Genomic DNA, 14,180 nt, shown 5'->3' with positions numbered 1-14,180 from the left:
CGACCTATGGCGCGCCTCAAGTTCGGAGCCTTCCTCGCCCCGCATCATCCGATCGGCGAGCATCCGATGCTGCAATTCCGCCGCGACCTCGATTTCGTCGAACAGCTCGACGCGCTCGGTTACGACGAGTTCTGGTGCGGCGAGCACCATTCTTCGGGCTGGGAGACGATCGCCTCGCCGGAAATGTTCCTGGCCGCCGCCGGCGAGCGCACCAAGCGCATCAAGCTCGGCACCGGCGTGATCTCGCTGCCCTATCACCACCCCTTCAACGTCGCGCAGCGCATGGTGCAGCTCGACCACATGACCGGTGGCCGCGCCATCTTCGGCTCCGGCCCGGGCGCACTGGCCTCCGACGCCCACACGCTCGGCATCGACCCGATGACCCAGCGCGATCGCCAGGACGAGGCGATCGCGGTGATCCGCCGCCTGTTCAACGGCGAGCGCGTCACCGCCAAGACCGACTGGTTCGAGATGCACGACGCGGCGCTGCAGATCCTGCCGCTGCAGGAGGACATGCCGTTCGTGGTGGCGTCGCAGATCTCGCCGTCGGGCATGACGCTCGCCGGCAAGTACGGCATCGGCATCATCTCGCTGGGCTCGATGTCGACCCAGGGCCTGATGGCGCTGCCACAGCAATGGCAATTCGCCGAGGACGCCGCCGCGAAGGCCGGCACCACGGTGAGCCGTGCCAACTGGCGCGTGCTGCTGTCGTGGCACATCGCCGAGACCCGCGAGCAGGCGCGGCGCGAGGCCGGCGCCGGCCTGATGCGCTGGCACAACGAATATAATGTCGGCACGTTGATGCGGCCGGGCCTGACCGCGTTCGCCTCGCCGGATGAGGCGGTCGACAAGACCGCCTTCGTCGAGGGCGCAGCGTCCACCATCGGCACGCCGGATGATCTCGTGAAGATGATCAAGAACCTGGTCGATGTCTCCGGCGGCGTCGGCACCATCGTCGGCTTCGCGCATGACTGGGCCAATCCGGAAAACACCCGCCGCAGCTGGGACATGGTCGCACGCTATGTCGTGCCGGAGATCAACGGCTATATCGACGGCTTGCGCAAGTCGCGCCAGTTCCTGATCGACAACCGTGCCGTGTTCGAGCGCGCCGGCCAGGCGGTGATGGCCAAGATCATGCAGAACGACAAGGCCGCCGCCGCCCTTCAGCACACCGGCACCGGCCGTGTTGCGATTCCGGCTGTGAATGCACCCGATCTCGCGAAGGCCGCGGCGAAGCAGAAGGCGTGAGCGCACGGGATGGCTCCACGCGACGCGGGAAAGATTGGGCGTCCCGCCCTCCCCGCGTCGTCCTGGCGAAAGCCAGGACCAATAAGCACAGGCGATAGTTGTGAAAGGGGTCGCGGCCCCAGCGTCGCGCAATAGCGAGCGGCTGGGGTAATGGGTCCTGGCTTTCGCCAGGACGACGATGAGGATGGTTCTCGATTTCAACCTGTCAAACAGCTTGTTCGGTGTCATCGCCCGGCTTGCCGCCTTCGCTAAAGCTTCGGCGTGCCTGGGATTCGTGGCCTCGTCGAAGCCTTGGCGTAGACGGGACCGGGCGATCCCCAGTATTCCAGAGACGCTGGTGCGTGAGCCGAGGGGCCGCGGCGTACTGGATCGCCCGGTCAAGCCGGACGATGACAGGTGTGGATGGGGACATAGCCTCGCGTTCTCGCGACATGATTCGTCCGAGCTTTGCTCTTCGTTCCGCCCTCCTCTCGCAGAGGGCGCAGGGAACGCCGGGTGCCGATCGCACCCATGGGCCCCGAGCAAAAAATAGAAAGCTCGGGGGTAGGACCACAGGTGTAACCGGAAACAACCCGGCTTTCCCTGCGCGATGGGTTACGGCTTACTTCGTGCTCTCCCCGGCGAGACTGGGCTTGCTTGTCACCGCCTTCGCAAGACGCGTTAGCGCATTGTGAAAAGACACCTACCACTAGGGCGTCAGGACCACACGACTTCACCGTCCGCTTCGTGCGCTCTCGTCAGTCGCGCAATCGGCGTCCACCGCATCTCACACCGCGTTCGTGACGATCGCGATCCGCCCCTCGATCGGGTGAGACGGACATATTGAACATCTGAGTTGGGTGAAACGCGAAGCGGAAATTTGCCCGTCGGGTTAATTTGTCGCAGCCTGATACCCTGGCGACGCTAGCCTATTTCGCCTTGTGACCCGGTGGCGGCAGTCGACCGAGCAAGTGGAGGAAACCAGGGGTACCGTCCGCGCACTCAATTCCGCGTAACGAGGCGTGTTGACCTAGATCAATATCAACCTCCGTTCTTCTGCATCAAGTTCGGTTAGCGGCGCACTCCACTGTTTCGGCCACGCGATAACCCGATCTTTGTTCTTCCTCGACGCGGCAGTCCAACCGGGAGAAGGCTCGTATGGCGATGCTTGGCGAAATAAGCCATACCACCACCTACCGATACGCTACGCCTGTCACCTTCGGTACCCATCGAGCTATGTTCCTGCCGCGACGCGGCGCCTCCGCGCGGTTGCTGAGCTGGTCGGTAGAGACCAGCGTGCCCTCAACGATCCGCTGGGTTACCGACTCCCGGACCAACGCCATAACGGTGATGGATTTCAGCGAGCCGTCCAGCGAACTCAAAATTGCGTTCCAGGTTCGGGGAGTCTACTTCGGCGTAAAGGGAATAGAGGCGTTTCCTCTCGAGTCTCGGGCCGATGAGGTGCCCGTACAATACACCCCGGATGAGTGGACCGACCTCGCTGGCTATCTGCGTCCTCATGCCGAGGATCCCGACGGCAGCGTGGCGGCATGGACCAAGAATTTCGTTGCGGGTGATCAGGATCAAACCATCGATGTTTTGCAGCGCATGCTCAGCTCGATTCGCTCCTTCAGCTATTGCGCGAGGGATACTGAGGGGACGCAATCGCCTTCCGATACTCTCCACAAAAGATCTGGCACCTGCCGGGACTTTGCCTGGCTGATGATCGAGACCTTGCGCCGGCTCGGGTTCGCGGCGCGCTTCGTCAGCGGCTACCTCTATGATGCAGCCTTGGATGGTGGCGCCGTTGGCATGACCGGCTCCGGCGCAACGCATGCCTGGCTGCAAGTGTTTCTTCCCGGCGCCGGTTGGCTGGATTACGATCCGACCAACAGCATCAGTGCCGGATTTGATCTGATCCCGGTGGCGATCGCTCGCCATCCAGGTCAGGCGATCCCGCTGGCTGGTTCGTGGATTGGCGATGCGAAAGACTATCTGGGGATGTCGATCGACGTCGCAGTCCGCAAGATCGGCGAGTTCCGCGATCCCTCCGAGGGGTAGCGGCCAGCCGCGAGGCATTGATCGCCGGCCCGTATCGACGACCACCGATGGCCAATCAATCAAGCGCGCCCTTGGCGACCCGTCACGAGGCCGTAAAGAAGCAGCAGAATGATCGAGCCGACAACGGCACCGATGAAGCCTGTGCTCTCCCCGGGCCCGTACCATCCAACAGCCTGGCCAAGGTAGGTCGCTACGAACGCGCCGACAATTCCCAGAACGGCCGTGAGGATGAAGCCCTTGGGCTCCGACTTGTCGCCAGGCATGATGAACTTGGCGATTACTCCGACAATAAAACCAATAATAATCGTCCAGATAACGCTCATGGATTTACCCCGCAGCTTCAGCAACAGACTGTCGGAATTGACCGGCGCCAGTTTTTCCCGCGTTGATCTACATCAAGCTTGGTCATTTGGAGTGGCCACAGGAAAGGTTGGGCAAGGTGCCGGGCGGCCGGCAGGTTCGACCACGAACATCACTGCAAACGCCGGATCGTCATAGCCCGTGGAGGCGACAAGCGTGTCAGCACTGGGAGCGCAGGCTGAGGGCTCTCCTCGAACGCCGCTTTCTCGATTTCGAACTGCAATGCGCCATTTGTATTGTGGACGCAGCGCCAATTCGCGTCTCTTTCTCTATGCGCTCCTGGTCTTTGATCTGGTCTCACTTCTGTTCATCATCGGCACATCGTTCCTGCCGCGCAGCGAATTGGTGCGGGGCCTCGATGTTACTTTTGGTATCGCCTTTCTGATCGAGTTGATTTTGCGCATGGCAGGAAGTCGTCGGGTGAGCCGCGAACTGCTCAGCATCACGACCTGGACCGACGTCGCTGCGATTGTATCCTTGCTGGCGGCAACAGCGAGCGAAGCCGCCGGCTTCTTGCGCGTACTCCGCACGTTTCGGCTGTTGCGAACGTACCGGGTGGTGCAATTCCTCCGTGAAGACAGCGTCTTCTTTCGTCGCAACGAAGAGCTGTTGATCGCAATCATCAATTTGTCCGTCTTCGTTTTCATCATGACGGGCGTGGTTTACGAAACGCAACGAGGCGTGAACCCCGGCATCAAGAACTACGCAGACGCACTTTATTTCACGATTACTGCGCTCACGACCACGGGCTTTGGCGATATCACTTTGCCGGGAACGCCGGGTCGCATGATTACGGTCGTGATCATGATCTTCGGCGTCACGCTCTTCCTGAATCTGGCAAAGGTATTGTTCAGCCCAAGCAAGGTGCGGTTCAGCTGCCCTTCCTGTGGTCTTCTTCGTCACGATATCGATGCCGTCCACTGCAAGGCGTGCGGCACCGTGCTGAATATTCCTGACGAGGGCGCCGTTTAGGAGGTGATGCCGCCCCTCCGCTGCGCGAGAGGCGAAAGGTCATGCCACCGCGCCGATCCCCACGACGTCGAACCGCCGCCCTTCTGCTGGTGTGGCAGCAAAGGCTGCATGATGGCCGTGCCGAGGCCGACGGCGTAAGGCTCAGGCTTCCGCTTGGAGGCGGACCGGCGACAGAACGGCGCCACTGTCAATGGAGAGTCGCGCAAGCATCTCGCGCAGCAGCAGGGCAGCCTCCTGTCGCTCGTCGTCGGACATCAACTTGAAATTGGCATCGAGCTTGAAGTGGGGCATCTCCGCGCGAACCTCGTGCTTTTCTTTCAAGTTCTCGTGGAGGTCGATCACCCGGTAGGTATGGATGGGATGGCTGAAGCCCTTCACCTTGATCGGCTCGCACTCCTCGCAGTAGACCTCATCCTTGACGTGGGCGAAGGTCTCGTAGGCGATGAGGATCTCGCCCGGCGTGGCGGCGGACTCCAGTCGAGCCGCAAGATTCACGCCGCTGCCGATGATGGTGTATTCCATGCGATCCTCGCTGCCAAAGTTGCCGACGGTGCAGTAGCCCGTGTTGATTCCGATCCGGCACTCCAGCGGCTTTTCGATGCCCGCATCCCGCCAGATGTGCCTCAGGTCGTGCAGCCTCTCTCGCATGGCGATGGCCATCTTGACACAGGCCAGGGCGTCTTCCTTGACGCCCTGCGTCTCCGGGTCACCGAAGAATGCGACAATGGCGTCTCCAACATACTTGTCGACGGTCGCACCGAAGGACAGCGCGATCCGGGACATCTCTGTCAGATAGTGGTTGAGAAGCTGCGTAAGATCCTCGGATTCGAGCCTCTCCGACGTCTCGGTGAAGCCGGCGATGTCCGAGAAGAAGACTGTCAGCCGCTTGCGATCGCTCGTAATTCTAACTTCCTGCTTGCCGGAGAAGATCGAATCATAGACCTGCGGCGATAGGTATTTGGCGAGCTTGCTCGATAGCGCCTCCAGCCTCTTGTTCTTGAGCGCGATCTCCTCGGATGCCAGCCGCACGCGCTCGTTGGCCTCCGACAGTTCCTGCGAGCTGAGCTCGAGCGAGCGCTCGAGCAGTGCGCGTTGATTGTCCGCACTGGCATAGCCGGCATCGAGGGCAGCGATGAACGCCTTCAGCTCCTCCGGAACTTCGTCCTTGATGCCGAGATGCTTCCGAAGCTGGCGACTGAGGAGGCTATGCATGCCGAACTCCCCATAGAAGCGGGACGCCGGCTCTGCAGAGCCGTCATCCCGCTGTACAGTTCGTGCCTGAGCAGGATCGTTCCTCGAAATTGCTACGCTTTCTTGAACCCTGCTCAATGCTTTGACGCGTTTTCTTCACGAGAAGCCGGCGTCCCATTTCGCTCGGAAACGCTCTAGTGCTCCGAAAAAACGGTTATCGTCATCGTCTGGTTATGCAGCCGGCAGGCTTCGCCCTGGCTAAACGGCGCGAGCTCGCCATAGGAGTAGAACCCCGCGATGGTGGCATCGTCGCCGAGCACCTCCCGCACGGCTTCGGTCTCTTCCTCGGTGCGTTGATCCATCACGAGCTTTCGCCCGACGCAGCTGACCAGCAGCGCCAGATCCGGCTTCTGCCCTCCAAGTCCCTTCATGCTCGTCTCGGCCGCGGCCCTGGCGCCCTCAACGAGATCGTCAACATTGGTCTTCATAAGCTGAGCAGTTCCGCCCTGGGGGATGTCGCCGGCGAAGGTCATGGACTTGTTCTGCTCGTCGATCGACAGGATGGTGCGCACCACGCTCACCTTGGAGTTGGCCTCGGTGACTGCGATGGGAAACAGAAGTGCGGATGCCGGCAGCTTCTCGGCATGCGGCCCCAGATACGTCTTGTAGAGATCGAGCGCGTTCCGTCCGTCGAGCTCGTAGAGCACGTTCCCTTCGGCTCGCGTGATCTCGCGGATCGGCCCGAACGACTCCCAGCCTCCCATCGAACCATACCCAATCTTGAGATGGTCGCCGTAGAAGCCGATGGCGGCCGCGCATTGCGGGGTGGCGCCGCTTTCGTCGACCACCAGGGTTTCGGCGAAGTTAGCGCCGTCTCCGGACAGCCCGCCGGTCACCGACACGGTCGAGGCGACGCCGCTGGCGATGCCCTTCGCGAGTTCCGATCCGTTGACCTTCAAGCCGTCCGACATGACGAACACGTGGCGCAGCGTGTCGTCGTTCAGCTGCCGGGCAAGCTCCTTTCCAACCTCGAAACTAGTCTGTCCCTCGCCAATCGTCGCGTGGGCTGCCCGGAAGTTCGTGTGATCGAACCCTATAACGGTCGCCACCAACGAGTCGTCCGTGACTTCATCCCCGGCAATCTCGCCTGAGGTCGAGCCCCCGATCAGCATCGCCCCGGGAAAATGATCCCGAAGCTCGCCCGTCAGCGCTCTCTCCTTCAGCAACTGCTTTGCACCGAATGCAAATATGAGTCTCTGCAAACCTGCCTCGGCAGCCGGCAATTCCGGAGTCCAGCCGCGGCTTTGAATCCACTGGTATTGGGCATGTTGCATGACCTTTTCCTCCTGCAAGATAAGGTGATCATGCCGATGAAAATGTCTAACGAGTCAGGGTCTCTGCACGACCACCTTCACCAATGACCATTTGCGGCGCATCTGAAATACGACTTCGCCACATGGAAGCCATTTAGCTTATACTCAAGTGGTTTGATTTAAAAGGATTACTCCTTTTTCCTTTTTCGTCTTTACTCGACCACGAATAGGACGGCTGGGACTTTTCAACCACAGCAGGCTTCGCCGCGACTTCGGGTCCATACATCGGTAATTGGTTCGCCACACCAGAGTACCGTGCACGATAGAGCATGGTTCAACACCTCGCGAGAGTCAGTTCTCAAAACTAGCTAGTCGATCGCGCCGATGAAGAGTGGGAGCAGCAACAGCCCGAAGTCATGATGAGATTTTGCGATGAGATGTCACCTTTCGTGGCTGAAGCAGACGTCCGTGAGTACACGCTCCGGCACAAGCCCTATCGAGACAGGGCCGCCTCTCTGCTCGCGAGAGAGGTGAAAGATTACGCCGCCGCGCCGATCCCGACGACGTCGATGCCGTCGACGCGGCCGCGGATCGGGAGCCGGCCGAGATCGTGCACGGGGAACGGCGGCGCGGCGGCGAAGCGCGCCATCGCCGTGCGCGAGGCGAGAAAGCCGCCATCGACCTTGCGGCTCAACTCCTCCAGCCGCGCCGCGGTGTTCATGACGTCGCCGTTGAACACGATGGCAGGCTTGACGTCGCCGATCTCGCCGACGATCACGGGTCCGAAATGCAAGCTGCCGCGGATTTGCGGCGCCGCGCCGAACTCGCGTTCGAACTGCGGTGCTGCCTTTCGCAGTGCATTGCGCATCGCCACGAAACACCGCAACGGCCGGCATTCCACCGCGCCAAGGCGTTCCGGCCAGGTCACGATGACCTCGTCGCCGACATAGTTCAGCACCTCGCCGCGATAATCGACGACGGACTCCGTGAGCAGGCGGAAGGTGCGATCGAGAAAACGATGAATGCCGATGCCGCCGAGCCGCTCGGCGAGCCCGGTCGATCCCGCGATATCGACGAACAGCACAAAGCGGTTCTCCTCGACCGGAGAGTGGTAGCGGCCGGAGACGAAGTTCATGAAGACGCGCGGGCCGATCAGATTGGCGATGCTGAAGCCGAGGTTCAGGATCACCGAGACTGCGGCGGAATAGGCGATGCTGACTCCAAAATCCGCGATCGAGGTTTGCAGCGGAAACCCGGCAACCCGCTCACCGACCTGGAGCAATTGAATGACGATAATAATCCCGGCGTAGATCGCGCTGCGTACAGCAAGAAGTCCAATGAAGGACAGGCGATTGAGTCGCTCCATCATCGGGCCCCGAAGGATGAACAGTTCGACCCCTCCGATCGCCACGCAGGTGACGAGGGCATAAGCGAAGCCCGCCATCAGCGGCCCAATTGTGTGACGGCCTTGCACGAGATTGATTCCGATGCTTGCCACCGCGCCCGCGACAATGATCGCTGCGAGATAGCGCAGCCGACTTTCAAGCTTCGCGTTCATGCTCCCGTCGCGGTGACGGCGTCACCCCGCTCCCTGATCGAACGCCTTGCGCAGCGTGACGTAGCCTGCCTGCTGCTGGCTCCAGTTGCGGCCGCCGGTGATGGCGCCGTCGACGACGAGGTCGTGGCCGTTGATGAAGCTCGATTCGTCGCTCGCCAGAAACACCGCGGCATGCGCGATGTCGTCGGTCAGGCCCGCGCGCGGGATCGGCTGCGCCGCCTTGTAGACCTCACGCATCACCGCCGCGGTCTGCTCGGCGGCTTCGGTCGACAGTCCGAGCGCCTTGCCGATAATGCCGGTGGCGATCGCGCCGGGCGAGATCGAGTTGACGCGGACACCGGACTCGCCGAGCTCCATCGCCACGCATTTGGTGAAATGAATAACCGCGGCCTTCGCCGCACCGTAGACCATCGACGAGGAGAAGCCGGCGAGCCGTCCGGCGATGCTGCCATTGTTGATGATGCTGCCGGAGCCCTGTTTGCGCATGATCGGTGCGGCATGCTTCATGCCGAGCATGACGCTGCGCACCAGGGTGGCCATCGCGGCGTCGAACCGCTCGACGTCGAGGCCCTCGATGCCCCCGGTCTGCGCCGGGCCGCCGGCATTGTTGAACAGGCAGTCGATCCGGCCGAATTTCTCCACCGCCAACGCGATCAGCGCCTGCATCTGTTCCTCGACCGTGACGTCGGTCTGACGAAACACGCAAGTCCCGCCGAGCTGTCGCGCCAGCGCCTCGCCTTCCGGCGCGCGCCGGCCGGCGATCACGATCTTCGCGCCTTCCGCGACAAAGACTTCCGCCGTGCGCAACCCGATGCCGCTGGTCGCCCCGGTAATCACCGCGACCTTGCTGTCCAGCCGTCCCATGCCGATCCCCCAACTGACGTATGATGTTGCAGATATTCCCCAGCCACTTCGGACAACGCAAGCACAGCCACGCTTGCGCGTTTGCGAGGTCCGCCTGTGGCCAGAAGGCCACAACTGCGGTTTTTCGGTCGCAGCGGCCTTATTTTGGATCGCCTGTTCACGTGAACTGGAACGAGCGATGGCGAAGTGGATTGACGAATTCAGGGCGGGTTGGCGGGGCGATTCCCAGCCGTCGACGCTGCTTGCGGGCACCTTCGCGGTGCTTTGTCTCGTTTTGGCCACGGCCGCGCGCTTCGGGCTCGCCCAGATCAGGCCGGACGTGTTCTTCACGCCCTATTTCCCGGCGGTGTTCTTTGCGACCGCCCTGGGCGGTTTCCGGATCGGGATTGCAACCGCGTTGGCCAGCGGCCTGCTCGGCGTTGTCCTCAATTTCAGCGGCACGACCGCCGATCCGGCCCGCTTTGCGCTGCTGATGATTTTCTGGGTGGTGTGCGGCATCGCGATCTGGGGCGTCGAGCACTACCGTTCCCTGGTCGCGCAGCAGCGCGAAGTCTCGAAGCGACTGATCGAGGAGGAACAGTACCGCAAGATCGTGGTCGACGAATTGCAGCACCGGCTGAAGAACAAGTCCTCGACAATTCACGCCGTGCTGCACCAGGCGCTGCAGGACCGGCCCGAGGTCTGGCAGCGCATCGACCATCGCATCCGCGCGCTCTCGGCAACCGACGATCTGATCGCGCGGGTCGACGGCTATGGTTGCGATATCAAGGATTTGCTGCGCTCGGAGCTCGGGCCTTACGGCCATGTGCGGTTCAATCTGAACGGCGAGCAGCTGTTCCTGCCCGCCAAGCTCGCGGTCTCGCTGGCGCTGATCTTCCACGAGCTCGCAACCAACGCAGGAAAGTATGGCGCCTTCTCCTCGCCGCGCGGGTTTCTGCAGGTATCGTGGTCAGTCGACGATGGACGTCTCAACGTGATCTGGGACGAGACCGAGGGACCGGTGGTCGAGGCGATCGGCGAAGCAGGCTTCGGCACCAAGCTGCTGAAGTCGGCGCTGCGGCCGTTCGACGGCAAGACCGAGATCAGTTACCTGAAGACCGGTGTTCACTGCACGATGCAGTGCAAGCTGCCCAACTGTTGATAAGTCTGCTTTTCGGTACACGCTCATTGTTTGCGCGTGCCGATGCAACCACGCGGGCCGCAATCGCTTTCGGCGGCGGGCGAAGCCGCCATTGATACTCTGTTAATGACGATTGCCGCGACGGCTTGCGAAAGCTACCGCGGTCTCATTCTGTCACGGCATTTCGCAAGTCCGCTTAACCAAAACTACAACGGACTTTGCCAAGGTCGGCACATGCACAGTTTCACCAGGAACGATTTTCAGGCGGGCGCGGCAGCGACCGGCCAGGACGACATTTCCAACAATGAATTGCGCATCCTGCGCGACCTTCTCCAGCTGCTGCCGGCGGGCGTGACCGTGCAGGACGAGCAGGGCCAGTTCATCCTGGTGAACGAAGCCGCCGCAACCCAGTTGCAGCTCGCCGCCAGCGCGAGCCAGGCGTCGCCGGTTGATGAACGCCACGCCGCCAATCTGGACCTGCTGCGCAGCGGCCGCCCGGTGGTACTCGAGGAAGTCCTCTCCTGTGGCCCCACCAAATACGTGTTCCTCACCTCGCACCGGCCGGTCCAGATCGCCGGACGCAATCTCTTGATTTCGACCTCGACCGACATCAGCGAGCAGAAGGCCTTCGAGGACCAGCTGTTCCGCTCGGCCTATTACGATGAACTCACCGGCCTGCCGACCCGCCGGGTGATCGAGCATCGCGTCAACGGCCTGATCCGCGACACCTCGCAGAGCTCCTTCGCGCTCGCCTTCCTCGATGTCGACAACTTCAAGCACATCAACGATTACTACGGCCACGCGATCGGCGATGCGCTGCTGGTCGAACTGTCCAAGCGGCTCGGCCACGCGCTGCGCGCCACCGATATCCTGTCGCGCATCTCCGGCGACGAATTCCTGCTGCTGCTGAACCCGATCAGCGGCGATGACGAGGTTGCCGAATTCATCCAAGTGATGCAGGAGCGGCTGAAGGCGCCGTTCTTCATCGAGGAATCCGAGATCTTCGCCTCGACCTCGATCGGCGTCAGCCTCTATCCGATGCATGGCAGGAGCTACGAGGCGCTGCGCCAGAACGCCGACATCGCGATGTACCGGGTCAAGAACAACGGCAAGGGCGCGACCGCGTTCTTCGACAACAGCATGGAGCGCGAGGCGCTGGCGCGGATGAAGATCGAGCAGTCGCTGCGACTGGCGATCCTGGAGAAGCGCTTCTGCTGCGCATTCCAGCCCAAGGTCGATATCCGCAGCCTGGAGGTCCAGGGCATCGAGGCGCTGGTGCGGCTGCGCGACGACGAGGGCGTGATCCAGGCGCCGGGCACCTTCATCAATCTCGCCGTCGAACTCGGACTGATCGACGAGCTGACGTTCCTGGTGCTGGCGGAGATCGTCAAGTCGATCGACCTGATCAACGACACGTTCGGCCCCACCGCGACGATCAGCATCAACGTCGCCGCCAAGCAGGCCTCCAACGTCGAATTCATGCGCCGCTTCGCCCGCGCGATCGAGGAGACCGGCTTCCCGAAACGCTTCATGATCGAGGTGACCGAGGACGCGTTCGTGACCCGGTCGCATTTCCAGGACCAGATCCTGCCGATCCTGCGCGGCATCGGCGTCGGCATCTCGATCGACGATTTCGGCATCGGCTATTCGTCGCTGTCGGCGCTCGCGGACATCACCGCCGACGAGATCAAGATCGACCGCTCCTTCATCACCGACATCCATCAACGGCCGCGCAGCCAGGGCATCCTGCGCGCGATCGAATCGCTGAGCGACGCGCTCGGCATGACCGTGATCGCCGAGGGCATCGAGTCCTACGAGGAGCTCACCTATCTGCAGGCGGCGACCAAGATCCGCTATGCCCAGGGCTATTACTTCGCCAAGCCGATCTTCCTCGAGGACCTCAAGCCGGCGACGCCCGTCGCCAGCGAGACGCGCGCCAGCATGTCAGCACGCCCGTCGCAGGAGAACCGCCAGTCCTATTCGCGCGCCAGCGGTTTTCGGCGGTAGCGCGCTTCTCTTCACCTCGCCCCGCTTGCGGGGAGAGGTCGGAATTCAAGCGCAGCTTGAATTCCGGGTGAGGGGGAGCTTCCGCGAAGCTATGCGTCAGTGAATTTGCCGAGATAGCCCCTCACCCCGACCCTCTCCCCGTAAGAACGGGGAGAGGGAGAAGATCGCGCTACTTCTCCAGCACCGGCAGCGGCGACACGCTGTCGTTGGCGGAGCCGGCCTGCATCGTGATCAGCGTCATCGAGACCATGTCGTAGTAGCCCATGATGCCGATGATATCCAGGATGTCGCGTTCGCTGAACTTCTCCAGTGCGGCCTTGTAGACGGCATCACTGACCTTCTTGTCGCGATAGAGCGCGATGCCGAGATCGTAAAGCGCGGCCTCGTCGTCCTTCATGGCTTCGGGCCGCATGCCACGGGCGATCGCATCCGCGATCTTCGGATCGAGCCCACCCTTCATCGCCAGCGGATAATGCGCGGACCATTCATATTGCGCGGTCCAGTGCCGCGCCGTGATCAGGATCGCCATTTCGCTGAGCCGCGCCGGCAGCGAGGTGTTCCAGCGCAGATACTCCGACAAGTTCGACAGTTTCGGCGCCAGATCGGGATTGCGGAGATAGGCGCGGTAGGGCGGCGCGGTGAATTTGGCGTTGCGCGGCGGCGCGCTGATCATGTCGACCCAGGCCTTCTGCGCCGGCGACAGATCCTCGGCCTTGAGCGGCGGGAAGCGGGTGGCCTCCTCAGCTGGCGCGGCCTGCGTGCTCAATGCCAGCACGGCCAGAAGTCCTGCCCCGAGTATTTGTCTGGTGTGAAGTATTTTTCTGGTGCGAGGTATTTGTCTCGCGTGAAGTCTTTTTCTCATTGTTGCTCTCCCTTTCGCCGCCTTGCCGGCCGCGGGAGCTTAATTGCGATCAAGGGAGATGCAACGAAATGAGGATTATCTTCAGCGCCTCAGCCGCAGCGCAGCTCACGCGTCTGCTCGCGGCTTGCGCCCCGCCGCCTGCGCGCGCTCGGGCCACACCTACCGCCACACCGGACATCAGCCTATATTGGAGACATTCGAAGCGGCGCCGAGGTGTCAGTCATGCAGCCTGTGTCTATCCTCCTGAACATTCTCTGGATTCTGATCGGTGGCGCATGGATGGCGTTCGGCTGGCTGGTCGCCGCCGTGATCATGGCCATCACCATCATCGGGCTGCCCTGGGCGCGCGCCGCCTTCAACATCGCGGTCTACACGCTGCTGCCGTTCGGCTCGCGTGCGGTCCGCCGCGACGAGGTCACCGGCACGTCCGATATCGGAACCGGACCGCTCGGCGTGATCGGCAATCTGATCTGGTTCATCCTGGCCGGCTGGTGGCTCGCGATCGGCCACGTCATCACCGCGATCCTGCTCGCGGTGACCATCATCGGCATCCCGTTCGCCTGGGCGCATCTCAAGCTTGCGGGCATCGCGCTGTGGCCGATCGGCAAGGTGATCGTGCCGGCGTGAGGCGACCGTAGCCGCTCA

The 14,180-nt window shown here is 62.1% G+C and carries 11 protein-coding genes and 1 pseudogene; 6 read left to right on the top strand and 6 right to left on the bottom strand.

The window, feature by feature from the left end; genetic code table 11:
- Positions 1–6: 6 nt before the first annotated feature.
- Together HAP48_RS17150 and HAP48_RS17145 are read left to right on the top strand one after the other, a co-directional pair.
- Entirely contained in the window at positions 7–1,248 is a 1,242-nt protein-coding gene (locus HAP48_RS17150; RefSeq protein ID WP_029079481.1) for an LLM class flavin-dependent oxidoreductase, read from the top strand.
- Positions 1,249–2,385: 1,137 nt separating this feature from the next.
- Complete coding sequence (locus HAP48_RS17145; protein ID WP_166212363.1) at positions 2,386–3,288, top strand: transglutaminase family protein; 903 nt, start codon at positions 2,386–2,388, stop codon at positions 3,286–3,288.
- 59 nt (positions 3,289–3,347) lie between these two features.
- Here HAP48_RS17145 and HAP48_RS17140 read toward each other — a convergent pair whose 3' ends face one another.
- The gene (locus HAP48_RS17140; RefSeq protein ID WP_166216313.1) at positions 3,348–3,611 is read right to left on the bottom strand and encodes a GlsB/YeaQ/YmgE family stress response membrane protein; all 264 of its coding nucleotides are present in this window, start codon (positions 3,609–3,611) and stop codon (positions 3,348–3,350) included.
- Between the two features lie 259 nt (positions 3,612–3,870).
- Between HAP48_RS17140 and HAP48_RS17135 the strand changes: the two genes are divergently transcribed.
- Complete coding sequence (locus HAP48_RS17135) at positions 3,871–4,620, top strand: ion transporter (protein ID WP_166216316.1); 750 nt, start codon at positions 3,871–3,873, stop codon at positions 4,618–4,620.
- A gap of 141 nt (positions 4,621–4,761) precedes the next feature.
- On the opposite strand, the pseudogene HAP48_RS17130 reads toward HAP48_RS17135, so the two are convergent.
- The 4 genes and pseudogenes from HAP48_RS17130 to HAP48_RS17115 all read right to left on the bottom strand — a co-directional run.
- Positions 4,762–5,634 (bottom strand): annotated as a pseudogene (locus tag HAP48_RS17130) (adenylate/guanylate cyclase domain-containing protein); the annotation flags it as partial.
- A 371-nt stretch (positions 5,635–6,005) separates the two neighbouring features.
- A complete protein-coding gene (locus HAP48_RS17125) occupies positions 6,006–7,163 on the bottom strand; it encodes an FIST signal transduction protein (protein WP_225024834.1) in 1,158 nt (385 codons plus the stop codon).
- 499 nt (positions 7,164–7,662) lie between these two features.
- The gene (locus HAP48_RS17120; RefSeq protein WP_166212369.1) at positions 7,663–8,682 is read right to left on the bottom strand and encodes an adenylate/guanylate cyclase domain-containing protein; all 1,020 of its coding nucleotides are present in this window, start codon (positions 8,680–8,682) and stop codon (positions 7,663–7,665) included.
- A gap of 21 nt (positions 8,683–8,703) precedes the next feature.
- Positions 8,704–9,546 carry an SDR family NAD(P)-dependent oxidoreductase gene (locus HAP48_RS17115; protein WP_166212372.1) on the bottom strand — a complete coding sequence of 281 codons (843 nt, stop codon included), beginning with the start codon at positions 9,544–9,546 and terminating at the stop codon, positions 8,704–8,706.
- A gap of 178 nt (positions 9,547–9,724) precedes the next feature.
- On the opposite strand from HAP48_RS17115, the gene HAP48_RS17110 reads away from it, so the two are divergent.
- Both HAP48_RS17110 and HAP48_RS17105 read left to right on the top strand, forming a co-directional pair.
- A complete protein-coding gene (locus tag HAP48_RS17110; protein ID WP_166212375.1) occupies positions 9,725–10,687 on the top strand; it encodes a sensor histidine kinase in 963 nt (320 codons plus the stop codon).
- Between the two features lie 213 nt (positions 10,688–10,900).
- Positions 10,901–12,673, top strand: a complete 1,773-nt coding sequence (locus tag HAP48_RS17105; protein ID WP_166212378.1) for a putative bifunctional diguanylate cyclase/phosphodiesterase — start codon at positions 10,901–10,903, stop codon at positions 12,671–12,673.
- A gap of 169 nt (positions 12,674–12,842) precedes the next feature.
- Here the strand turns inward: HAP48_RS17105 and HAP48_RS17100 are convergent, their stop codons facing one another.
- A complete protein-coding gene (locus HAP48_RS17100; protein ID WP_224497231.1) occupies positions 12,843–13,448 on the bottom strand; it encodes a carboxymuconolactone decarboxylase family protein in 606 nt (201 codons plus the stop codon).
- A 309-nt stretch (positions 13,449–13,757) separates the two neighbouring features.
- Here HAP48_RS17100 and HAP48_RS17095 point away from each other — a divergent pair, with 309 nt between their 5' ends.
- A complete protein-coding gene (locus HAP48_RS17095; protein WP_029079468.1) occupies positions 13,758–14,162 on the top strand; it encodes a YccF domain-containing protein in 405 nt (134 codons plus the stop codon).
- Positions 14,163–14,180 lie beyond the last annotated feature (18 nt).

It is taken from the genome of Bradyrhizobium septentrionale (genome assembly GCF_011516645.4).
In the GTDB taxonomy this organism is placed as follows: domain Bacteria; phylum Pseudomonadota; class Alphaproteobacteria; order Rhizobiales; family Xanthobacteraceae; genus Bradyrhizobium; species Bradyrhizobium septentrionale.
This window is presented reverse-complemented; position numbering and strand designations above follow the sequence as displayed.

Excerpts from the sequence above, each read along its gene's own strand:
- HAP48_RS17120 (WP_166212369.1), bottom strand. The coding sequence starts at position 8,682 with ATGAACGCGAAGCTTGAAAGTCGGCTGCGCTATCTCGCAGCGATCATT.
- HAP48_RS17135 (WP_166216316.1), top strand. The coding sequence starts at position 3,871 with ATGCGCCATTTGTATTGTGGACGCAGCGCCAATTCGCGTCTCTTTCTC.
- HAP48_RS17115 (WP_166212372.1), bottom strand. The coding sequence starts at position 9,546 with ATGGGACGGCTGGACAGCAAGGTCGCGGTGATTACCGGGGCGACCAGC.
- HAP48_RS17145 (WP_166212363.1), top strand. The coding sequence starts at position 2,386 with ATGGCGATGCTTGGCGAAATAAGCCATACCACCACCTACCGATACGCT.
- HAP48_RS17150 (WP_029079481.1), top strand. The coding sequence starts at position 7 with ATGGCGCGCCTCAAGTTCGGAGCCTTCCTCGCCCCGCATCATCCGATC.
- HAP48_RS17110 (WP_166212375.1), top strand. The coding sequence starts at position 9,725 with ATGGCGAAGTGGATTGACGAATTCAGGGCGGGTTGGCGGGGCGATTCC.
- HAP48_RS17105 (WP_166212378.1), top strand. The coding sequence starts at position 10,901 with ATGCACAGTTTCACCAGGAACGATTTTCAGGCGGGCGCGGCAGCGACC.
- HAP48_RS17095 (WP_029079468.1), top strand. The coding sequence starts at position 13,758 with ATGCAGCCTGTGTCTATCCTCCTGAACATTCTCTGGATTCTGATCGGT.
- HAP48_RS17140 (WP_166216313.1), bottom strand. The coding sequence starts at position 3,611 with ATGAGCGTTATCTGGACGATTATTATTGGTTTTATTGTCGGAGTAATC.